General features: G+C 66.3%; 20 protein-coding genes and 1 pseudogene. 12 read left to right on the top strand and 9 right to left on the bottom strand.

The window, feature by feature from the left end; genetic code table 11:
• The first annotated feature begins 105 nt into the window (after positions 1-105).
• Positions 106-789, top strand: coding sequence for a hypothetical protein (locus N415_RS05195; RefSeq protein ID WP_068178139.1), 684 nt, complete (start codon positions 106-108; stop codon positions 787-789).
• Positions 786-1,691 (top strand): enoyl-CoA hydratase/isomerase family protein, encoded by a 906-nt coding sequence (locus tag N415_RS05190; RefSeq protein WP_068177873.1) that lies wholly within the window; start codon positions 786-788, stop codon positions 1,689-1,691. Before N415_RS05195 ends, N415_RS05190 begins: the two co-directional genes overlap by 4 nt.
• 181 nt (positions 1,692-1,872) lie before the next feature.
• Here the strand turns inward: N415_RS05190 and N415_RS05185 are convergent, their stop codons facing one another.
• Positions 1,873-2,679 (bottom strand): TetR/AcrR family transcriptional regulator, encoded by an 807-nt coding sequence (locus N415_RS05185; protein ID WP_068177871.1) that lies wholly within the window; start codon positions 2,677-2,679, stop codon positions 1,873-1,875.
• Between the two features lie 139 nt (positions 2,680-2,818).
• On the opposite strand from N415_RS05185, the gene N415_RS05180 reads away from it, so the two are divergent.
• Entirely contained in the window at positions 2,819-3,616 is a 798-nt protein-coding gene (locus N415_RS05180) for an SDR family oxidoreductase (protein ID WP_068177869.1), read from the top strand.
• A 34-nt stretch (positions 3,617-3,650) separates the two neighbouring features.
• On the top strand, positions 3,651-4,658 hold the full coding sequence (locus N415_RS05175; RefSeq protein WP_068177868.1) for a dihydrodipicolinate synthase family protein: 1,008 nt from the start codon (positions 3,651-3,653) through the stop codon (positions 4,656-4,658).
• Between the two features lie 81 nt (positions 4,659-4,739).
• Here the strand turns inward: N415_RS05175 and N415_RS05170 are convergent, their stop codons facing one another.
• A complete protein-coding gene (locus N415_RS05170) occupies positions 4,740-4,979 on the bottom strand; it encodes a CsbD family protein (protein WP_068133550.1) in 240 nt (79 codons plus the stop codon).
• A gap of 94 nt (positions 4,980-5,073) precedes the next feature.
• Complete coding sequence (locus N415_RS31305) at positions 5,074-5,286, bottom strand: hypothetical protein (RefSeq protein ID WP_152531249.1); 213 nt, start codon at positions 5,284-5,286, stop codon at positions 5,074-5,076.
• 88 nt (positions 5,287-5,374) lie between these two features.
• On the opposite strand from N415_RS31305, the gene N415_RS05165 reads away from it, so the two are divergent.
• From N415_RS05165 to N415_RS05130, 8 genes are all read left to right on the top strand, one after another.
• Complete coding sequence (locus tag N415_RS05165) at positions 5,375-5,647, top strand: GlsB/YeaQ/YmgE family stress response membrane protein (RefSeq protein ID WP_068177866.1); 273 nt, start codon at positions 5,375-5,377, stop codon at positions 5,645-5,647.
• Between the two features lie 205 nt (positions 5,648-5,852).
• Positions 5,853-6,707, top strand: a complete 855-nt coding sequence (locus N415_RS05160) for an enoyl-CoA hydratase (RefSeq protein WP_068178137.1) — start codon at positions 5,853-5,855, stop codon at positions 6,705-6,707.
• A 31-nt stretch (positions 6,708-6,738) separates the two neighbouring features.
• The gene (locus tag N415_RS05155) at positions 6,739-7,941 is read left to right on the top strand and encodes an amidohydrolase family protein (protein ID WP_068178135.1); all 1,203 of its coding nucleotides are present in this window, start codon (positions 6,739-6,741) and stop codon (positions 7,939-7,941) included.
• Positions 7,942-7,963: 22 nt separating this feature from the next.
• Positions 7,964-9,583: an acyl-CoA synthetase gene (locus tag N415_RS05150; RefSeq protein ID WP_068177864.1), complete on the top strand. Its 1,620-nt coding sequence runs from the start codon at positions 7,964-7,966 to the stop codon at positions 9,581-9,583.
• Positions 9,580-10,410 carry an amidohydrolase family protein gene (locus N415_RS05145; RefSeq protein ID WP_068110011.1) on the top strand — a complete coding sequence of 277 codons (831 nt, stop codon included), beginning with the start codon at positions 9,580-9,582 and terminating at the stop codon, positions 10,408-10,410. The genes N415_RS05150 and N415_RS05145 overlap by 4 nt, the downstream gene beginning before the upstream one ends.
• A gap of 1 nt (position 10,411) precedes the next feature.
• Positions 10,412-11,470 carry an acyl-CoA dehydrogenase family protein gene (locus N415_RS05140; protein ID WP_068177862.1) on the top strand — a complete coding sequence of 353 codons (1,059 nt, stop codon included), beginning with the start codon at positions 10,412-10,414 and terminating at the stop codon, positions 11,468-11,470.
• Positions 11,471-11,497: 27 nt separating this feature from the next.
• Positions 11,498-12,688, top strand: coding sequence for an acyl-CoA dehydrogenase family protein (locus N415_RS05135; protein ID WP_068177860.1), 1,191 nt, complete (start codon positions 11,498-11,500; stop codon positions 12,686-12,688).
• 261 nt (positions 12,689-12,949) lie between these two features.
• Positions 12,950-15,724, top strand: a complete 2,775-nt coding sequence (locus N415_RS05130) for a LuxR C-terminal-related transcriptional regulator (RefSeq protein ID WP_343203452.1) — start codon at positions 12,950-12,952, stop codon at positions 15,722-15,724.
• 32 nt (positions 15,725-15,756) lie between these two features.
• Here the strand turns inward: N415_RS05130 and N415_RS05125 are convergent, their stop codons facing one another.
• From N415_RS05125 to N415_RS05105, 6 genes and pseudogenes are all read right to left on the bottom strand, one after another.
• Positions 15,757-17,391: a cation acetate symporter gene (locus N415_RS05125; protein WP_068177856.1), complete on the bottom strand. Its 1,635-nt coding sequence runs from the start codon at positions 17,389-17,391 to the stop codon at positions 15,757-15,759.
• Positions 17,388-17,735: a DUF485 domain-containing protein gene (locus N415_RS05120; RefSeq protein WP_068177854.1), complete on the bottom strand. Its 348-nt coding sequence runs from the start codon at positions 17,733-17,735 to the stop codon at positions 17,388-17,390. Before N415_RS05120 ends, N415_RS05125 begins: the two co-directional genes overlap by 4 nt.
• A 153-nt stretch (positions 17,736-17,888) precedes the next feature.
• Positions 17,889-18,602 (bottom strand): NAD(P)H-binding protein, encoded by a 714-nt coding sequence (locus N415_RS05115; protein ID WP_068177851.1) that lies wholly within the window; start codon positions 18,600-18,602, stop codon positions 17,889-17,891.
• 66 nt (positions 18,603-18,668) lie between these two features.
• The gene (locus N415_RS32530) at positions 18,669-19,817 is read right to left on the bottom strand and encodes a thiolase family protein (protein WP_068178132.1); all 1,149 of its coding nucleotides are present in this window, start codon (positions 19,815-19,817) and stop codon (positions 18,669-18,671) included.
• A 96-nt stretch (positions 19,818-19,913) separates the two neighbouring features.
• A pseudogene (locus tag N415_RS32525) lies at positions 19,914-20,639 on the bottom strand (thioesterase family protein); the annotation flags it as partial.
• Positions 20,636-21,847, bottom strand: coding sequence for a CoA transferase (locus N415_RS05105; RefSeq protein ID WP_068178130.1), 1,212 nt, complete (start codon positions 21,845-21,847; stop codon positions 20,636-20,638). The pseudogene N415_RS32525 and the gene N415_RS05105, both read right to left, overlap by 4 nt.
• Positions 21,848-21,866 lie beyond the last annotated feature (19 nt).

Raw genomic sequence — 21,866 nt, 5'->3', positions numbered from 1 at the left:
ACGGTTACCCATACAGTAGGCAATACGATTGATACGAGGTATAAGTTAGCAAGGAAACCCTAACGACGGAACAGAGCGGGGCGAAACCCCGTGGATAAGGGCAGCATGGCCGACGGCACAACCGCTTCGCCATACGCCGGCGACGCCAAATTCGGCGAGGCGCCGCTGGCGCAAACGGTCGCGGCGGCCAGCGCCATGCGGCGCCTCAGCTCGCTGCTGTTATCGCTGGAGCACCCGCACCCCACCGTCGACGCGATGCTCGCGAAGTTCGCCGAGTGGGAAGGCGAGTTGGCCGCCGCGGCCCCGACGGACAGCGCACCGCGAATCGGCGAGATTGCCGATGACCCCCGGCGCGTATACCTCAACCATGCCACCGACATCGGTGCCTACAACCCATGCTTTCCCGAATACCGGTTCGACGAGCTCGATGCCGAGAAAGCCGCCGGGATGGTGTCCTTCCCGCTCGTCTACGAAGGGCCGCCGGGGCTGGTGCACGGCGGCTTCCTCGGCGTGTTCTTCGACAGCGTGATCCAGCACCACAATTGCGTCACCGGCCTTTCCGGCAAGACCCGGTCGCTGCTCGTCACCTTCCGCCGGCCGACGCCCGTGCTGACCGACCTGCGCTTCGACATCGTTCGCTCACAGGTCGAACGGGGCATCGAGTCGACGGCGCGGCTGCTGCTCGACGACGAAGTGCTGTGTATGGGCGAGGTCAAGACGTTGGCGTCGCGGCCGGAGGACCTGACCGGATTCAAATTCGGCAGGCGGCGAAAGGAGTCCGGCAGATGAGCGGCTCCAGCGTTTCGGACGATCGTGTGCTCTTCGACGTCGACCCCGAGCGGCGCATCGCGACGATCACGCTGAACAACCCCAAGCAACGCAACTCCTACGACGCGACGATGCGTGAGGCCATCGCCCGCTGCCTGGACCGAGTGGCGGAGGACGATGACCTCACCGTGGTGCTGTTGCGCGGAGCCGAGGGAGTCTTTTCCGCCGGGGCCGACATGAACAACGCCTACGGCTGGTACGGCGACAAGGCCAAGGCGTCCGACGACGCGGCGGCCAAGCGTCGTCCCAGTCAGCGTCGGCGACTCACCGTGGACCGCAAGTCCTTTGGCTTCTACCACAACTTCATGGGCTTCCCGAAGGTGACGGTGGGGGAGATTGCCGGCTACGCGCTCGGCGGCGGCTTCGAGATGGCGCTGATGACCGACATCTCCGTCATTGCGCGCGACACGAAGATCGGCATGCCGGCCACCCGCTTCCTCGGCCCGGCCCTGGGCAGCCTGCACATGTTCTTCCACCGGCTGGGGCCGGTGCTGGCCAGACGGCTGCTGCTGACCGGTGACATCATCGAGGCCGCCGAGATCGAGCACCTCGGAATCTTCACCGACACTTGCGATCCCGGCGCGGTGACGGCGCGGGCTCGCTACTGGGCAGAGAAGGCGGCGAAGATGCCCGCCGACGGAGTCGTCATCGCCAAGGAGGCGTTCCGCCTCGTCGAGCAGAGCCAGGCGTACCAGGGCGAAGAAGTCGCGAGCTACCTGTTTCACGCCTACGGCACCAACTTGCAATTCGCGCCGGGCGAGTTCAACTTCGTCAAAACGCGAGCAGAGCACGGCGCGAAGGAAGCCTTCCGGCTACGTGACGAGCATTTCCACGTGCCGGAGCCACCGGAAACACAAGGGTAGCCGCCGCGTCAATTCGCTTCTGCCACCAGAGATTCAGCACAAGAGGGATCGACAGTTTGCCCGCCTCCGAGCGACAACGCGGGCGCATCGTTTGCAGCTGATCGACTTGTCGCTATGAGGCGGGCACAAGGCATTCCCCCTCCGCTGGCGACGCGTGTGGCCGGTGTGACTTGGCGGGCAGTTACCGCGTCGCGGTCGCCTTGCTCCGCCCGCGCTGGGCGGGCGACTTGGTCGCCTTGCGTTGCCCCGACGGCGCGGACTTGCCGCCTTTACCGCCCTTTTCGATCAGGCTGGCCGCGTGGTCGAGGATGCAGTCCAGGCCGAATTCGAAATTCGTTTCGTCGGGCGCCCCGATGCGGTGTCCCTGCCCGGTCACCTGTGCGATAAGCGGCGTGGTGGCGGGATCGATGGCCACGGCGTCCTCGATGGCGCGCGGCCCGCTGTCCGGGGTCTGGTTCTTCTCGTACAGCCGATGCAGCACCACCGAACCGCGGACGTGAACCGAAACGGCGGAGTAGGTGTCGAAGGCATCCTCGGGTGACAGGCCGGCCTCGACCAGGTTGGCTATCGCGCGCTCCATCTCCTGGGCGCCCAACCGCGCGGCCTTCGGACTGAGGGCGGCGCGAATCAGAATCAGGTCGCACAGAATTGGATTGCCCATGAACGTCTTACGCATCAGGCGGGCATGGTTGCGCAGCGTCTCGCGCCAGTCGCTGGCCTCGACGTAGGGGGTGGCGAACACGTACTTGCTGAGCGCGCGGTCGGTCATCGCGTTGAGCAGGTCGTCCTTCTTGCGGAAGTACCAGTAGATGCTGGTGACGCCCACGCCGAGATGTTTGCCGAGCAGTGGCATGCTCAGGTTGTCTATCGACACTTGCTCCGCGAGTTCGAATGCGCCGCTGATGATGTCGTCGGGATTGATGGACCCGCGCTCGCGCCGTTGACGCTTATCAGCGGTTGCCTGCTTTGCCACTACGGGCACCTCCATCACGATCTAGCCGTGCCACCGGTAAGGTGGAATCTACCGGCGGTTCCTCTCTGACCTGCGTATACGCGGGCGTGTCGTCGAGTTTTCCGTCTGCTACTGTAATACCTATCGTAGGCTTTTTGGTAAAACGGCTGGACACATGGATCTAGGGCTGGCGAATGCCACCGCGGTGGTGGTCGGAGGCAGTCGCGGCATGGGTCTGGCCACGGCTCGTTGCCTGGCCGACGACGGTGCCCGGGTGGCGCTGGTCGGCCGCAGCCGTGCGGCTCTCGATTCCGCGGTGACGGACTTGACCGGTCGCGGCAGCCCGGATGCGCTCGGGCTCGACGCCGACATCACTGACGCCGGCGCCGTCGACAAGGTCTTCGCCGAACTCGCCGAGCGGTGGGACGGCGAGCTCAACGTGCTGATCAACACCGTGGGGCCCGGCGCGCCAGGCAGTTTCGAGGCTCTTAGCGACGAGCAGTGGCACCAGGCCGTCGAAGAGGGCGTCATGGGCATGGTGCGCTGTGTTCGTTCGGCACTTCCGCTGCTGCGCAAGGCCCAATGGGCGCGGATCGTCAACTTCTCGGCGCACTCGACCCAGCGGCAAAGCGTCATGCTGCCGGCCTACACGGCGGCCAAGTCGATGTTGACAAGCGTCTCGAAGAACCTCTCGCTGCTGTTGGCCAAGGACGAGATCCTGGTCAATGTGGTGTCGCCGGGCAGCATCGCCTCCGAGTCGCTGGTCGGCTGGGCGAAGTCCGTCGGCGTCGACGGCACCGACCCCTATGCGCTGATGGACGCCATCGCCGAGCATTTCGGGCATCCGGCGCAAATGCCCCGGGCGGGCCTACCGGAGGAGATCGGCCCCGTCGCCGCGTTCCTGGCGTCGCGGCGCAACTCGTACATGACCGGAGCGAACATCAACGTCGACGGTGGATCGGACTTCACCTGACTCCAAATCGTTTGGCCGACAGAAGGAGTGGACGATGGCGACGGCTGGCGAGGCGCGTGTTTGGGCGCGAGGGGCGTTGCGAGGAATCGGCGACTCCCTCTACACGCCGTTCTGTGGCACCGACGGTGACGACATCGACTGGGACGCCTACCGGACGTTGGTCCGCTACTGCGTCGGCGACCTGGGGCACCCGATGTTGTGGTGCACCAGCGGGATCGCGGAGTTTTGGTCACTGACCCTCGATGAGCGCAAGCGATTGCTGGAGGTGGCGATCGAGGAGGCGCGCGGCCTCAACCCCCACGTCGTCATCCAGGCCTGCACCGCGGCGATGTCGGCGAAGGACTGTCTGGAGCTGACACGGCACGCTCAAGAGGTGGGTGCCGACATCGCCTACATCCAAACGCCGATGATGGAGGCCCACGGCGGCGAGGGCGTACTGAGGTTCTTCAAGTATGTTGCCGCACGCACCGATATCGCGTTGGGCATGTTCAACTCCCCGTCCTCCGGCTACGTGCTGACTCCGGCCGAAAGCGCGCGCATCTACGACGAGGTGCCCGCCGTATGCGCCACCAAGGAGGGCGCGTTCCGGCCGGAGGCGAGCCGGCGGCTGCACGAGTTGGCGCCCGGCCTGACGGTCTGGGAATGCGACCGGACCGTGTACCGCGCGGGGTGGCTGCGGGCCGGCATCGTCTGTCCGGCGCAATTGGGCACGGCCGGTTACCTGTTCGAGACCCCGCAGCGGCGACTGTTTTCCGAGTATTGGGATCTGGTGTGCAGCGACAAGCTCCTCGAGGCGATGGACTACGGGCGAGAGTCCGGGATGGACCAGTTCGACCTCGACGTGGGCTCGTGGTGGACCTGCTACCCGGGCCGGTCGGATTACTTCACCCACTGGGGTGGTGCGTTCAAGTACGCCGCCGCACTGCTGGGTCTACCGATAGGCGACTATCCCCACTCCCGTCCCCCACAGGCGCAGTTGCCGAGCGAGGCGAAGGCCCAGATCGAAAACGCCTACCGGCGGCTGGGGCTCATCGCGGCATAGCCGCCTCACCATTACGCCGCAACCGGTTACGACGAGAAACGGGCCCGGTCGGTAACCGGGCCCGCTCCCTCGACGCGCTATTTAGTTCTGTTCAGCGCGCTCGCGCGCTTCGGCGGCCTTGGCCTTCGCGCGAGCCTTCTCGGCCGCGGCTTCCTTCTTCCCCGCGTTGCGCTGCGCTTCGGCCTTGTCCTGCTGGGCCTCACCCTCGTTGATCAGGTCATCCCGGCCGAGGATCGTGCCGATGAATTCCTTCGCCTTACCGAAAACGTCCTCGATGACGCCCCGGACCAGCTCGATGGGACCGCTCTTGCTGTCGACCATTGCATATCCCTCCCGTTGATGGATGGCTTACCTGGAGCCTTCCCGGTTGCCCCGTCAGCGCAAACGTGATCGCAACGTGGCACACGCCACAACATCAGTTGACGGGCGGCGGTACGACCGCATCGCCCGTCCGCGGCAACTCACGTCGCATCCGGCGCTGTCGGGCCCGCAGCGCGAGACCGACCGGAGCGCCGATCAGCGCCACCCAGAACAGGATCTGGGCGCCCGTCAGCGCCAACTGGGCCCGCAGCAAAACTCCGCGGGCTTGGCGGAGGCGATGAACGAGCGCTCTCAACAGTGTCTTCACCAATCGTCGATAACCCGCCAGATCGCCGTTTCAAACGCCCGCAAGCGGCATAGGGTGATGGCTACTCGCCTACCGAAGGGATTGCGGAATGCTCACTCTCGGTGTGGTCGGCTGGATAGTCATCGGGGGACTGGCCGGTTGGGTCGGCAGCAAAATCATGGGGACCGACGCCCAGATGGGGCTGATCCTCAATATCGTGGTCGGCGTCGTGGGCGGCTTGATCGGGGGGTTCCTGCTGCGCGGCTTCGGCGTGGACGTCGCCGGGGGAGGCCTGTTCTTCTCGTTCCTCACGTGTCTGCTCGGCGCGGTGCTCTTGCTGGCGATCGTCAAGCTCATCACCGGGCGACGGGCGCCCCGTTAGGCGACAGCCGGATGACCGGAAACCGAAGACCGCCAAGCACCTTCGACCATCGCGCGGTTAGCGGTTCAGCATCGGCAAAATCGCTGCTGGACCGGGCTGCCGCCGGCCGGGGAGGCAGTTGTGGAATGCGCTACCGATAGGTATACAGTATGCGTACAAAGTCGGTGGGGATCCGGTAGGCAAGCGTGAGGAGGTGCCGCGGCAGATGTCCGGCAGCGACGGTGCCTCCGAAGACGCGGTGCTCTACGAGGCGACGGCGAGCGGCGTCGCGATCCTGACCTTCAACCGCCCGGATCGCCTGAACGCCTGGGGCCCGGACATCGCCGCCGGCTTCTATGCCGGGATCGACCGAGCCGAACAGGATCCGGACGTCCGGGTGATCGTGGTGACCGGCCGGGGCAAGGGATTCTGCGCCGGCGCGTATCTGGGCGCGCCGAGTTCGGCGCCCAGCTACGGCGAGAAGATGGAGAAGGCGGCTCAGACCGACCTGGCCGAGCTGGTCGGCGAGCGCCCACCCCATTTCGTGACCACACTGCGCAAGCCCGTCATCGCGGCCGTCAACGGAGCCTGCGTCGGCATCGGCCTGACGCAGGCACTCATGTGCGACGTCCGGTTCGCGGCCGCGGGCGCTAAGTTCGGTGCGGTGTTCGCGCGCCGCGGCCTGATCGCCGAATTCGGCATCTCCTGGATACTTCCGCGCCTGACGACCTGGGGCGTCGCCCTCGACCTGTTGTTGAGCGGGCGCACCTTCCTCGCCGAGGAGGCGGCCGCGCTCGGGCTCGTCAAAGAAGTCGTCGCGCCCGAACATCTGCTGAGCCGCGCCCTGGAATACGCGGAGGACATCGCACGGAATTGCTCGCCGGCTTCGATGGCGGTGATCAAACGGCAGGTATACGGCGACGCCACTCGCGACGTCGTCGACGCCACGTCGCGCGCCGAGGTCCTGCTGCACGAGGCGATGCCGCGTCCGGACGTTATCGAGGGCATCACCAGCTTCCTCGAGAAGCGGTCGCCGCGATTCCCGCCCTTGTTGGGGAAGCTCACCTCAACCGACGCTTGATTTTCGCCGGTGGTACCGGGAAAGGATGATCATGGCCCACTTGGATTACAAGGCGATCGACGTCGACAATCACTATTACGAGCCGCTGGATGCCTTTACCCGTCACTTGGACAAGGCATTCAAGACCCGCGGCGTGCAGATGGTCACTCAGGGAAAGCGCACTCTGGCCGTAATCGGCGGCCGCGTCAACCATTTCGTTCCCAATCCCACCTTCGATCCGATCATCGTGCCGGGCTGCCTCGACCTGTTGTTCCGTGGTGAGATTCCGGAAGGCGTCGACCCGGCGTCTCTGATGAAGGTCGAGCGGCTCGCCGAACACCCCGAGTACCAGAACCGCGAAGCGCGCGTTGCCGTGATGGACACCCAGGACATCGAAACGGTTTTCATGCTGCCGACGTTCGGCTGCGGCGTGGAAGAGGCGCTCAAGGGAGACATCGACGCGACGATGGCGTCGGTGCACGCGTTCAACCTCTGGCTCGACGAGGATTGGGGTTTCGACCGGCCCGACCACCGCATCATCGCCGCGCCGATCATCTCGCTGGCCGACCCGGCCGGCGCCGTCGACGAGCTGGAGTTCGTGTTGGCGCGCGGCGCCAAGCTGGTCCTGGTGCGGCCGGCGCCGGTGCCCGGCGTCGTCAAGCCGAGGTCGCTGGGCGATCGCAGCCACGACCCGGTGTGGGCCCGGCTGGCCGAGGCGGGGGTTCCGGTCGGATTCCACCTCAGCGACAGCGGTTACCTGCACATCGCGGCGGCTTGGGGAGGCAAGGCGACCTTCGAGGGGTTTGGTGAAAAGGATCCACTGGACACGGTGCTCCTGGACGACCGCGCCATCCACGACACGATGGCGTCGATGATCGTGCACGGCGTGTTCACCCGACACCCCAAACTCAGGGCGGTCAGCATCGAGAACGGCTCCTACTTCGTGCACCGGCTGGTCAAGCGCCTGAAGAAGGCGGCCAACAACTATCCGCGGCATTTTCCCGAGGATCCGGTGGAGCAGCTGCGCAACAACGTGTGGATCGCGCCGTACTACGAGGACGACCTGACGGAGCTGGCCAAGGCCATCGGCGTCGACAAAATCCTGTTCGGCTCCGACTGGCCGCACGGTGAAGGCCTCGAGTCGCCGCTATCGTTCGCCGAAGAGCTCGTCGGATTCAGCGACTCGGATATTCGGAAAATCATGCGGGACAACGCTCTAGATCTCCTCGGTGTCCAGGTCGGATCGCCCGCTTGATTATTCGAGGCTGGTTACGCTAGTGAGCGAATGGACCGTAGGCGCGGTTCTTGACGCCATCGCCGACGTCATCCCCGACCGTTTGATGACCGTCTGCGGAGACCGCCGCAGCACGTTTGCCGAATCCGCCCGGCGCACCGATGATCTGGCGAATTACCTCAGCGGCAAGGGATTCGGGGCCTACGCCGAGCGCGAGACGCTCGAGCCGTGGGAATGCGGCCAGGACCGGGTCGCGCTCATCATGTACAACGACCTGTACCCCGACATGGTGATCGGATGCCTCAAGGCGCGCACCGTCCCGGTCAACGTGAACCACCACTACTCGCCGCGCGAAATCGCCGACCTGCTGGCCTATGTCCGTCCCAGGGCGATCATCTATCACCGCGCCCTCGGCGCGCGGTTCGCCGACGTGCTTCCCCCGGAGGGGACGGAGCTGCTGGTGTCCATCGACGACGGCAGCGGCGCCCCGGAATTGCCGGGTGCCGTGTCGCTGGACGACGCGCTGGCGGCCGGCGCCACCGGCTTTCGCCCCGCTGGGTCGCCCGACGACCTGATCATGATGTGTACCGGCGGAACGACCGGACGCCCCAAGGGCGTCCTGTGGCGCCAAAGCGACATGTACGTGTCGTCGATGGTGGGGGCCGACCACGCGAGCGTCACCGAGATTCATGACAAGGTGCGCGGCGGCGGGCCGCCATGGTTCGCCGTCTCGCCGCTGATGCACGCTGCCGGCATGTGGACCGCGTTCGCCGCGCTGTGTGCGGGCCTGACGGTCGTGCTCTATGACGACCGCAATAAGCTCGACGTCCGGTCCGTGTGGGAAACCGCCGAGCGCGAAAAGGTAGGCATGATGACGATGGTCGGCGACGCGTACGCCGGGCCGCTGATCGCCGAACTGCGCGCCCACCGCTACGACTTGTCCGCGCTGAACGCCATCGGCACCGGCGGGGCCGCCACCAACGCGAAATACAAACGCGCGCTGATGGAATGCATTCCGCACATCACCATCATCGAAGGCTACGGATCCTCGGAGAGCGGCAACATGGCCTTCGGTCATAGCCACAACGGCACCGCGAGCGAGACCTTCGCACCCCGGGAAGGCGCCACCGTCGTCTCCGCCGATCGCACCAGGTTTCTGCGTCCCGGTGACAACGAGATCGGGTGGGCCGCCAGGACGGGGCGGATTCCGCTGGGCTACTTCGACGACGCTGAGGCCACCCGGCGCACCTTCCCCCGGATCGAGGGCCGGCAGGTGGTGATACCGGGCGACCGCGCATCCATCGAAAAGGACGGCACCATACGCCTTTTCGGTCGTGACTCGCTGGTGATCAACACCGGCGGCGAAAAGGTCTTCGTCGAAGAGGTCGAGGAAGTGCTGCGCGCACATCCGGGCATCGCCGACGCCCTCGTGGTGGGACGACCCAGCGAGCGGTGGGGCCAGGAAGTCGTCGCGCTCGTCGCGCAACACCCGGGCGCCGACCTGAGCGCCGACGGGCGTGCTCTCTATACCTTCTGCACGGCGCAACTGGCACATTTCAAGGCGCCCAAGGCGTTCATCTTCGTCGAGCAGATTCAGCGTTTGGGCAATGGCAAGCCCAACTACCGGTGGGCCCGAGAGCAAGCTGAAGAGAAGGTGTCATGAACACCAAGGCGATTGACTGCCTCGTCAACGTGCACTTTGGTGAGGCGGACTCCCAACCCACCTGGATGCTCAAGGTCCGAGACGACTACTTCAAGGGGCCGGAGTCGATGTTCGCGCCCGTCGACCTGTCCGAGCTGCTCGACGAGATGGACGAACAGGGAGTGCAGCGGGCGATCCTGATGGATTCGCTGGCCAGCCCGTCCACCACGGCGCGCAAGTTCATCGAAGCCAAGCCAGACCGGTTCGCCCTGGCGATGGGTGGGGCGAACCTGCTGCGGCCGGTCCGGTCCCTGCGCGAGCTGACCGCCGTCGTGAGCGATCTGCCGGTGGCGTATGCGGTTGTAGGACCGAGCTTTTGGGGCGACGGGCAGTATCCGCCCAGCGACGCCGTCTACTACCCGCTGTACGCGAAATGCGCGGAGCTGGACCTCCCGCTGTGCATCAACACCGGCATCCCGGGCCCACCGATCCCGGGAGAGGTCCAACATCCCATGCACCTGGACCGGGTGTGCGTGCGTTTTCCCGAGCTGAAGCTGTGCATGATCCACGGCGCCGACCCGTGGTGGGACGTCGCGATACGGTTGCTGCTCAAGTACGCCAACCTGCGCCTGATGACATCGGCGTGGTCTCCCAAGCGGCTGCCGGAATCGCTGCTGCACTACATGCGGACCCGCGGCCCGAACAAGGTGATCTACGCGTCGGACTGGCCGGTGCTGCGCATGCGCCGGGTTTTACCGGAAGCCCGCGCGCTCGACCTGCCCCCCGAGGTGCTCGACAACTACCTCTACAACAACGCGCAGGAGTTTTTCTTTGGGAAGGAACGTTGACATGGACCGCTTCGAACTGCGCAGACTCGATTACAGCCTGTCCGAGGACCACGTGGCTCTGCAGAATGCGTACAAGCAGTTCTTCAAGACCCAGTGCTCCATCGAAACGGTGCGCGCCGCGGAACCGTCCGGGTTCGACAAGAACCTGTGGGAACGGCTGTGCGCCATGGGCGCGACCACGATGGCACTGCCGGAGTCCTGTGGTGGCGACGGTGCGACGCTGGTCGATCTCACCCTGGTCGCCGAGGAGATCGGCCGCTCGCTGGCGCCCGTCCCGTGGATCGACCACGTGTGTGCGGCGCGACTGCTCGGGCGGCTGGGCGGGCTGAACTCCGACACCGCCGGAGTGGCCGATGGTGAACAGCTCGCGGGGCTCGATGCCCGCCTCGACGGTCCGCCGGGCGCCCGGCTGATTCCGACGGGCTCGATCGCCGACCACATCGTCGTGCGTGAGGGCGACCAGGTGGTGCGGCTGACGTTCGGCACCCGGCCGACCAAGGTCGACAACATCGGCCGGTTGCCGATGGCCTGGGTGGACCCGGCCGCCGCGGACACCCGCACCGTCATCGGCGAGGGCCCGGACGCGGTGGCGAATTACCAACGCGCCCTCGATGAATGGCGGCTGTTGACCGCGGCGGCGTTGGTGGGCCTCGTCGAGGAGACGATGACCATCGCCGCGGAATTCGCCAAGACCCGTTACACGCTCGGTGTGCCGATCTCGACGCTGCAAGCCATCTCGCACCCGCTCGCGAACATGGCCATCACCGTTCAGGGTGGCCGCAACCTCGCCCGCCGGGCCGCCTGGTTCCTGGACAACGAACCCGACGAGCGGCCCGAGCTGGCGCCGTCGGCGTTCGTCTTCATGGCCGAGGAGGCCGCCAAGGCGGCGACGATGGCGGTGCACATCCAAGGCGGCCTTGGGGTTTCCTCCGAAGCCGCGGCCACGGCGTATCTGGTGCGCGCCCGGGGATGGCCGCTGGCCGGCGGCGATCCCGGCGCTACCGCCCTGCGCGTCGCCGAGATCGTGACGGCCCGCGAGAGCGCACCACAGCCCGCCTAGATCGGCTCAAGACAGGAGCGAACAACGATGGACTTCTCCCGAGTCGAGCTGTCCGAGGAAGATCGGGCCTTCCGTGAGGAAGCGCGGAACTTCCTGAGCACCCACATGACAGAAGAGGTGCGGCGCCGCGACCGCGAGACTGGCGACAACTTCGACGAGGGCCTGCACCTGAAGTTCGGCGCGGCAGGCTATTTGGAGGCCGAGTGGAAGCCGGAATCCGAGGGTGGGTTCAGCCGGGTGCGGCGGCGCATCTGGGAGCTGGAGAAGCGGCGGGTGCACGTGCCGTGGGTGACGTGGGGCACCACCGCGATGGTGGCGCGCTCGGTGGCGAAGTTCGGTAGGGCCGAACTTCGTGACGAGGTGCTGCCGAAGGTCTTCAGCGGCGAGGTCCGGCTGTGCCTCGGCTACACCGAGCCCGAGGGCGGCTCCGACGTCGCCACCTGCAAGACCCGCGCCGTGCGCGACGGGGATGCGTGGATTATCAACGGCTCCAAGATGTTCACCACCGGCGCGCACAACTGCCAGTACGTGTTTCTGATCACCAACACCGCCCCCGAGGCGCCGAAACACAAGAGCCTGACCATGTTTCTGGTTCCGCTGGACTCGCCGGGCATCGACATCCAGGGCATCCGCACGGTGGACGGCGACCGCACCAACATCGTCTACTACAGCGACGTCCGCGTCGACGACAAGTACCGGCTGGGTGACGTGAACGCCGGCTGGACGGTGCTGCGCGAGCCACTCAACGTCGAGCACGGCGCCGTTGCGGCGGCGCCGGACGGGCTGCAGGACACCTCGATCATGATGCACCAGGCGGGATTCATGTCGGAGGCCGTCGACAAGGCCGCCGCCGTCGTGACCCGACCCGGCCCCGACGGGCGCCGGCTGATCGACGACAAATCCGTCGCATACCGCCTTGGCCGGTGCGCGGCCCGGTTGGAAATCGCGCTGTCGTCGCCGAGCATCTACGGGCGGGTCGCGATCGCACAGACCATGCGCGACATCTCGCCGGACCTGATGGACATCCTCGGGGCCGCGTCGACCCTGCCGTTCGGTACTGACGGCGCCGCCGACGACGGCAGCGCCGAATACGCCTACCGGTTCGCCCCCTTGGTGGGCATCTACGGCGGCACGCTCGAGGTGTTCCGCAACATGGTCGGCCAATACACGCTCGGCTTGGGCAAGCCGAATTATTCGCCGCCGCTTCAAAAAACCTGAGCCAAAGCGCGCCCAACGCGCAAGGCGTCATCCGGCATTTCCCTTAGTCCCGATCTGTACGTAGGCGCGTCCTGGCTGTTTGACGGCAGCCTTCGCGACTATCAGTCGATGTCCAGTAGCTGCACAGTCCACATTCGGCACATCCACAGGCAGCGTGATTTCGTTGCGCCGGCAAATACCAGCCCCTAGGCTACGTATTTGCTGGAGACCGCCTAAGGGGAACGCGGGAATCGCCAATGTCATGCACATTCTGCGCCGCCGGTGGCTGATGCGGGCCGGCCTGTGACGGGCGGGAAGAGCGGATCGACTGAGGCCGGGGCAGTCGAGGACTTCCTCAGTTCCGCGAGCGGGGGGCCGTCTGTGTTGGTGATCGAGGGCGACGCGGGTATCGGCAAGACCACCCTGTGGTTGTCGGCGCTGCACACAGCCCGAGAACGCGGCTTCGCGGTCTTGGCCGCGCGAGCGGCGGCGACCGAATCGGTGCTGCCCTACGCGTCGTTGGCCGACCTGATGGCCCACACCGGGGCGGACTGGAGGCAACTGCCGGATCCGCAACGTCTCGCGCTCGATCGAATCTTGTTGCGAGCCAGCACTGACGCCGAGCCCACCGACCAACGCACCGTTGCCGCCGCGGTGCTGTCGGTCGTCCAGATCCTCGCTGAGAAGTCACCGGTGCTGGTGGCCATCGACGATCTGCAATGGCTGGATCCCTCCAGCGCCCTAGCCATCGGATTCGTCGCACGACGGCTAACCGAACGAGTTGGCATGCTGGCCACCTTCCGGACCAACAGCCACCGCGACCGCGCGCCATCGTGGTTTGCCCCACCGCCACCCGCACAATTGACCAGGACTCGGCTGGGCCCCTTGAGCATCGGTGCGCTTCACGCGGCGGTGACGCAGCGGCTAGGCCGCTCGCTCTCACGCCCCCAGATCTCACGCGTTTACGAGGTCTCGGCCGGAAACCCCTTCTACGCCATCGAACTGGCGCGCACAGTGCTCGACCAGCCGCCAGGCGCGCGGGTGTCCATGCCGGCCACGCTGATGGAGTTGGTGCGCAACCGCGTCGGGATGCTCGAACCCGCGGTGCGTGAGGTGCTGCTCGCCGTGTCCTGTCTTGGCGCACCGAGCATCCAAGACATCGCGCACGCGACCGGCCGCGACGCGGACGACGTCGTTGCGCTACTGGACGCCGCCGAAGTACAGGGCACCGTCGAAATCGCCGGCAACCGCGTGCAGTTCACCCATCCCCTACTGGCCCAGGGCTGTTACGACGACGCCACCGCAGCGCAGCGCCGCGCCATGCACCGTCGCCTCGCCACCTTGGTCACCGAACCTGAGTTACGCGCCAGGCACCTGGCGTTGTCCGCCCCGACTGCCGATCCCGCCACGCTGCAAGCCCTCGATGCGGCGGCCCGGAGTGCCCGCGTGCATGGGGCGCCGATGGCCGCGGCCGAAATGTTGGAGCTGGCGATCGGGCTCGGCGCAGACAGCCCTAAGCGCCGAATCCGGTTGGCACGCAACTACCTCGACGCCGGCGACCCGGCGCGGGCACGGGCCCTGCTCGAGGACATCATCGGGGCGTTGCCGCCCGGAACTCAGCGAGCCGAAGCGTTGAGCATGCACGCGGTGGTCGCCCTGTACGGCGAGAGCTTCCTTGAGGCCGCCGAGTTGCTGGAGCGCGCCCTCAGTGAGGTCGGCGATCAGCTACCGCTGCGCGTGCAGATATTGGTCAGTCTCTCGTTTGCGATGCTGAATACCGGTGATCCAGCCGCCGCCCTGCGCATCGTCGATGACGCCGTCACCAACGCGGAGCGGCTAGGTCACCCGCAGTTGCTCGGCCAGGCACTGAGCCTGCGGGCACATTTGCGATTTCGGCACGGCGACGGCATCGACGAAGCCGGCCTGCAACGCGCGTTGGAGTTGGAGGACAACGCGTTCATGCCTGCGGCACTGCGACCAAGCATGCAAAAGGCCCTGCTGCTGGGTTGGAGCGGACAGCTGGATACGGCCTACGCGGCGATGGTAGGCCTGCGACAAGCCTGCATAGAGCGCGGTGAAGAGAACGAACTGATCCACCTGGCCTTCAACCTGTTTCAGATCGAAATGTGGCGCGGAAACGTTGGCAATGCCAGTCTGTTGGCCGAGGACGCCGCAGCACGGGCAGTGCTGCTCGGCACCGACCTTGCGCAGGGCGTCGCCCTGACGATGCGCGCTACTCTCGCTGCCCATGCCGGCCGTGAAGGCGAGGCCCGTGCCGACGTCGAGGAGGCCCTATCGGCAAGCCGGCGCTGCGGTGCGCACATTCTTGCGTTGTGGCCGCTCACTGCGTTGATCTTTCTGGAGGTATCCCTCGGCAACTATGCCGCGGCGGTGAGGACGGCCGAACCGATGCTGTCGCAAGTCAATTGGGATCAGCAGACAACCGAGCTCGTCCAGGCGCCCTTTTTGCCCGACGTTCTTGAGGCGTTGATAGCTCTCGGACGCTACGACGAAGCGGAGCCGCCGATCGACGCGCTCGAGCGCAACGGTCGCCGGATGGATCGTGCGTGGATGCTGTCAGTCGGCGCGCGCTGCCGCGCAATGCTGTTGGCCGCAGGGGGCGACGTGACCGCAGCGACCGCGGCGGCCGAGGCTGCGATGGTCGAACATGACAGGCTGCCGATGCCGTTCGAGCGGGCCCGCACCCAGCTGCTGCTCGGCCAACTTCAGCGCCGGCGACGCCACCGCGACGATGCCACGGTCAATGTGAGCGCGGCGCTGGCGGTCTTCGACGAACTGGACACGCCCCTGTGGGCGGCGCGAGCCCGCGCGGCGCTGGCCCGTTCTGAGGTCGATACGGGTCCCGCCAAGCTGCTTACCGCCGGTGAACGACGAGTGGCAGAGCTCGCGGCGTCGGGAATGACCAACCGCGAGGTGGCCGCCGCGTTATTCATCAGCCCAAAGACCGTGGAAGTCCACCTCACCCGGGTCTACCGCAAGCTGGACGTGCGCACGCGCGCCGGATTGGCCCGCCGCATCGACCAGCTCAAGACATGATCGTGTGACCCCCAGCCTCGGCTGATGGGCGACTAGTGCGTGACGACGGCCTTCTCGGCGCCGATGCCGGTAAGGGAGCGGACCTCCATCTCGGCGTTGCGCACCGGGTCGCCGCGGTCGGACGACGACAGCGTCCCCACGATGCCGAGGACGAACGCCAGCGGGATCGACACGATTCCGGGGTTGGCAAGGGGGAACCAGGCGAAGTCCATACCGGGGAGCATCGCGGTCTTCGCGCCCGACACCGCGGGCGAGAAAATGATCAACACGATGGTCGAGATCAGGCCGCCGTACATGCTCCACAGCGCACCGCGGGTGTTAAACCGCTGCCAATAAAGCGAATACAGGATCGTCGGCAGGTTGGCCGACGCCGCGACCGCGAACGCCAGCGCCACCAGGAAGGCGACGTTCTGGCCGTTGGCCAGGATCCCAAGCGCAATCCCGAAAATACCGAGCACCACGGCGGTGATGCGGGACACCCGGACCTGTTCGCTCTCGGTGACCTTGTGCCGCTTGATCAGGCTGGCGTAGATGTCGTGGGCGAACGACGTCGACGCGGTGATCGTCAGACCCGCGACCACGGCGAGAATCGTGGCGAACGCCACCGCGGAGATGACGCCGAGCAGGACCACGCCGCCGAGATGGAACGCGAGCAACGGCGCCGCCGAGTTCTGGCCGCCGGCGGCCTTGAGGATCCGGTCGGGCCCGACGATGGCGGCGGCGCCGTAGCCCAGCGCCAGCGTGAACAGATAGAAGGCTCCGATGAGGCCGATCGCCCAGACCACCGACCGGCGTGCCTCTTTCGCGGTCGGGACCGTGTAGAAGCGCATCAACACGTGGGGCAGGCCCGCGGTGCCCAGCACCAGCGCAAGCCCCAGCGACAGCAGGTTGATCTTCGACGTCGTCGACCCGCCGTATTGCGCGCCCGGGGCCAACACGTTGCGGCTGGAAACACCCTTGGTGGTGGCGTGCGACACCGCGGACTGCGCCGAACCCAGGATGTCGGAGAAGTTGAAGCCGAACTTCGCCAGCACCATCACCGTCATCGTCGCCGCACCGAGGATCAACAGGACGGCCTTGATGATCTGCACCCACGTGGTGCCCTTCATCCCACCGACCAGGACGTAGACGATCATCAGGACACCGACGACCGCGATGACGATCGACTCGCCAAGGCGCCCTTTGACATTCAGCAGCAGGGCAACCAGCCCCCCCGCGCCGGCCATCTGGGCGAGGAGGTAGAACAGGGACACCGTCAGCGTCGAGATCGCCGCGACCAGCCGCACCGGGCGCTGCCGGAGCCGGAAGCTCAGGACGTCCGCCATGGTGAACTTCCCTGTGTTGCGGATCAGTTCGGCGACCAAGAGCAGGGCCACCAACCAGGCCACCAGGAATCCGATCGAATACAGGAACCCGTCGTAGCCGTAGACCGCGATCGCGCCGGCGATGCCGAGGAAGCTGGCCGCCGACAGGTAGTCCCCGGCGATGGCGATGCCGTTCTGCGGTCCCGAGAAGGCTCGGTCGGCGGTGAAGAACTCGGTCGCGGTGGCGTTCCGCTGGCTGGCCCGGATCACCACGTACAGGGTGATGAGGACGAAAACGGCGAAGATCGCGATGTTGGCGACGGGATTCCCGATCGTCTGCTGTCCGGCGGCAAACAGCGTCATGACGCCCCGCCTTCCGCGCGGATGGCGGCGGCCCTCGGATCAAGCTCCCGGTCGGCGAACCGTACGTAGAGGCCGGTGATGATGAATGTCGTCAGGAATTGGCCCAGTCCGATCAGCAGTCCGACGTTGACGTTCCCGAAGACCTTGGTCGCCATGAAGTCGTGCGCGAAGGCGCCCATCAGCACGTAGGCGGCGTACCAGGCGAGGAAGATCGCGGTCATCGGGAACACGAATCGGCGTAGTTTGCGGCGAAGTTCGGCGAACTCGGGGCTCGCTTGGATGGTCACGAACTGCTCGCCCGTCGCCAATGGGACGTCTTCGGATGGAAACTCGGTAGTAGACAACGCAACTCCTGACCTCGGGTTCGAGCAGGGCTTTTCGGCGTTAGCCTACGAGCAAACCCGATGACAACAGGAGTGCGATTTATGCCTGTGGGTCTAAATTAACCCTGGCGTCGCCGCGCGGGCACCTGACGGAAACCCGATTGAGGGCGTTTGTTAAGCCGGTACCTCGTGCGGCGAGTCTTTCTTGAATGCTTCCCGTCGAACCATTTCCCACACCGTCGGCGTGTGCTCGGTGGTCGAGACGACAACGGTCTTCCGCGGCGCCGTCCGATCTTGGGCGAGCCTGACGAGGTAGTCGGCCAGGTCGACGCGAGCCGTGAAAGCACCGACCGGATCGGTCTCTCCCGCAACATAATTGGTCACACGAGGCAAATCGAACAATCCCGACGGGCGCACGACCGTCCAGTCCAAGCCGCTCTCGCGCACCACCGTTTCCATCCGGCGGATGTCGTCGTAGACGGTCTTGCCGATGGTGCGGGCGATGATCGGCTCGAATAGCCGCAGCGCCAGTGGCGTGTGGTGGCGTCCGCGCGCGGGGTAGGCGCCGGTGGAACTCACCACCACAAGCCGGCGGACGCCGGCCTCGCGCATCGCGTTCACGATATTGCGGGTGCCGACGGAATACGTGTCGACGGGCCGGCGCGCGAACGGCACCCCGAGCGTCGACAACACGACGTCGGCGCCGGCGACGATCCCGGCCAGCTGATCGCGCCGCACGTCCGCGCCCGCGACCGTCAGCCGTGCGTCGGAAATGGGGAACTCGTCGGGCCGCCGGGTCACCGCCACGGCCGCGTGCCCCGCGTCCAGCACCCGACGCGTCACAAGTCGTCCGGTCGATCCATTGGCGCCAAAGATGACGATTTGCATGAGAACTCCTCCCGTTCGCCACTACGACGAAGCGGGCCGGCCGAAAGTTACACGGGCTCCCGAAGCTCAGGTGGTCAGAATGGTCGCCGCGGCGGTGCCGGGGGCGCCGTATAGCTGGGTGAACCCGACCTTGGGCTCGCCGGGGACCTGACGATCGCCGGCCTCGCCGCGGAGCTGGCGCACGATTTCGTGAATCTGGCGCAACCCGGAGGCGCCGATCGGCTCTCCGTTGGCGATCAGCCCGCCATCGGTGTTGACCGGCATGGGGCCGCCGATCTCGGTGGCGCCGTCGGCCAGTAGCTTCTCCTGATCGCCGTGCGCACAGAACCCACACTCGGCCATGTGGATGATTTCGGCGCCCGCATCGGTGTCCTGCAGTTGGATCACGTCGACATCGGCGGGGGCCACGCCGGCCTTTTCGAACGCGGTGCGGGCCGCGTACACGGTCGGCGCCACGTCCTCGTCGACCGGCGCGAACGTGGTGTTGACCTCGTAGGCCCCGTAACGGCGGGTGCGCACCTCCACCGCCCGTAGGTAGACGGGCTTGGACGTGTAGCGATGGGCGATGTCGGCCCTGCACATCACCGCGGCCGCGGCGCCCTCGTCGGGCGCGCAGAACATGTATTGGGTCAGCGGGTAGTTCAGGACGGGCGAATCGAGGATGCTCTCTTCGGACATCGGCTTGCGGCGAAACGCGTTGGGGTTCAACGCTCCGTTGCGGAAATTCTTCGCGGCGACCTTGGCCAGCGTCTGCTGGGAGATGTTGTGGTCGTGCAGATACCGGTTCGCCTTCATGCCGAAGAACTGGGTGGTCAGGTACTGGCCGTTCTCGGCGTACCACCTCGGCATGCCCACCAGCGCCGGATCTTCGGTGAACGCCCCACGCGGGTGCTTGTCCAGGCCGATGGCGATGCCGATGTCATAGTCGCCCAACCGGATCCCGTCGGCACAGGCCTTGACCGCGCTGGCCGCCGTCGCGCAGGCGTTGAACACGTTGGTGAACGGGATGCCGGTGAGGCCGACCATGCCGACGATGGCGTCCGGGTTTGCCACCGTCCAGCTGCCGCCGGTGGCGAACTGGACGTCCTTCCATTCGATGCCGGCGTCGGCGACCGCGGCGAAGATCGCGTCGGCGCCCATCTGCATGGCCGACTTGCCCTCGAAGCGGCCGAAGGGGTGCAGACCCACCCCGATGATCGCTACGTCGTTTGTCATCCGTATCTCCTTGTGTCCGGCGGCTCTAGCGGCGGCGCACCAGCTGGGCCTGCTGAAGGGCGGCCACCGCCCCGTGCTCGTGGCAACGGAGACGCCTACTCCGTCTGGGCCGTAATGATTTTCGGCGCGAACGCCGATCCATTCGCCGTCGGGCACGCGGTGGATGTGCACGGTGAGATCGGTGTTGAGGAAGAGCCATTCGGCTACGCTGAGCCGGCTGCCCATGCCGTTGGCGATGTCGGCCACCGCGAACAGGCGCTGCATCGGCGTCAACGCTTCGCCCTTGACGAGGTCGACGACCGGTCGGGCCCAGCACTCCCCGGGTACATCGTTGAGGATGTCGTTCAGCCAGCGCCAATCCAGGCTCTGGATGTAGGTCTGGTTCGCGTCGCTGTCGGGCGGACGGGGACGCCCCTCGCCAAGAGGGCGCAGCGGGGGAGTCGGTGTGAAATACAACTCCGCCGTGTCGCCGTGCTGAAATCGCCAGGCGATCGCGTTGGCCACCGGTCGCGGCCGTTCGTCGGGACCCGGCGCCAGCATTTGGGCGTTGAGCAACTCGATCTTGGTTCCCGGGCGCTCGACATGCGCGCAAACCCAGAGCGGCCCGTCAACCGGCACCGGCCCGAGCAGGTCGACGACGACGCGGCTCAGCCGGGCGTCGTCGCGCGCCGAGCAGCCCTCCAGCGCGCGCACCAGTAACGCCGAGACGGGTGCCGCGTTCTGCATGGTCGGCGACCACGTGCTGATGACGTGATCCGAGGCGCTGAACCTCTCACCGAGTGGATCGTGCGGATCGACCAGCTCGTAGTAGGCGTCGGTCAAGCGATGGCCCCCGCGTCCTTGAGTTCTTCGATGCGGTCCCAGTCCATGCCGAGCTCCATCAAGACGATCTCGGTGTGCTCGGAGGCTTGCGGCGCGCGGGTCGTCACCAGCGGCTCGTGGTTGAACTGGACCGGGCCGCGCACGACCCGGAACGGCTTTCCGCCGCCGGCGAGTTCGACCTCGGCGATCATGTCGTTGGCGACGGCCTGCTCGTCGTCGACCAGATCGAGGAGGCTCTGGAAGGGCGCCCACTGGCCCTTCATCGTCTTGAGGTGCTGGCGCCAGTAATCAAACGGCTTGCCGGCGAAGGCTTTTGCGATCAGTTCGGCGGCGGCGTCGGCGTTCTGGATCAGCGGGAGCACCTCGGAGAACCGCGGATCGTCGGCGGCCTCGGGGATGCCGAGATGCTCGAACGTGTCCCGGATCAACCCGGTCGGGCTGATGATGCACAGGTTGATCGTGCCGCCGTCGGAGGTTTCGTAGTTGCCCATGAAGGGATTCACCGACTTGCCGGTTCCAGGCATGGGCGTGCGCATCACTTCGCCGGTTTCCATGCCCTGGGTCAGGCTGGCGCCGGCCGCCCACCAGGCGGTGCTCAGCAACGACACGTCGAGTTCGACGGCCTCGCCCGTGCGCTCGCGATGCAGCAGCGCGGCCGAGATGCCGCCGGCGATGAACATGCCGCCGATGGAGTCACCGAACGCCGGAATGCCCTGTCCCAGTGCGCCGCCCAACTCCTCGGGGGTGAGCGCGTAGCCGATTCCGCTGCGCGTCCAGAACACGGTGCCGTCGTAGCCACCGATGTCGCGTTCGGCGCCCTTGTCCCCATGAGCCGAACCGCGCGCATAGACGATGTTCGGGTTCGCCGCGCGGATGTGCTCCACGTCGAATTTGTGCTTCTGGCGCTGCGCGGGCATGTAGTTGGTCAGGAACACATCGGAGGACTTGGCGAGCTCGTAGATCACTTCTTGGCCGCCCGGGGTGGAGATGTCGATTCCCACGCTGCGCTTGCCCCGGTTGGGGTGCTCCATCAGTGGGTGCCGCTCGGGGTCGACCTGGATGCCGCCCATGTTGAGGAAGCCGCGCTGGGTGTCGCCGCGCAGCGGGTGCTCGACCTTGATGACGTCGGCACCCCAGTCGGCGAGGATGGCTCCCGCAGCGGGGACGAAAGTGAACTGCGCCAGCTCGAGGACCCGAAAGCCCTCCATTACCTTGATCATTTTCGGA

The sequence above is a fragment of the Mycobacterium sp. UM_CSW genome (genome assembly GCF_000455205.1).
In the GTDB taxonomy this organism is placed as follows: domain Bacteria; phylum Actinomycetota; class Actinomycetes; order Mycobacteriales; family Mycobacteriaceae; genus Mycobacterium.
The sequence above is the reverse complement of the archived record's forward strand: the minus strand, read 5'-3'. Positions and strand labels throughout refer to the sequence as shown.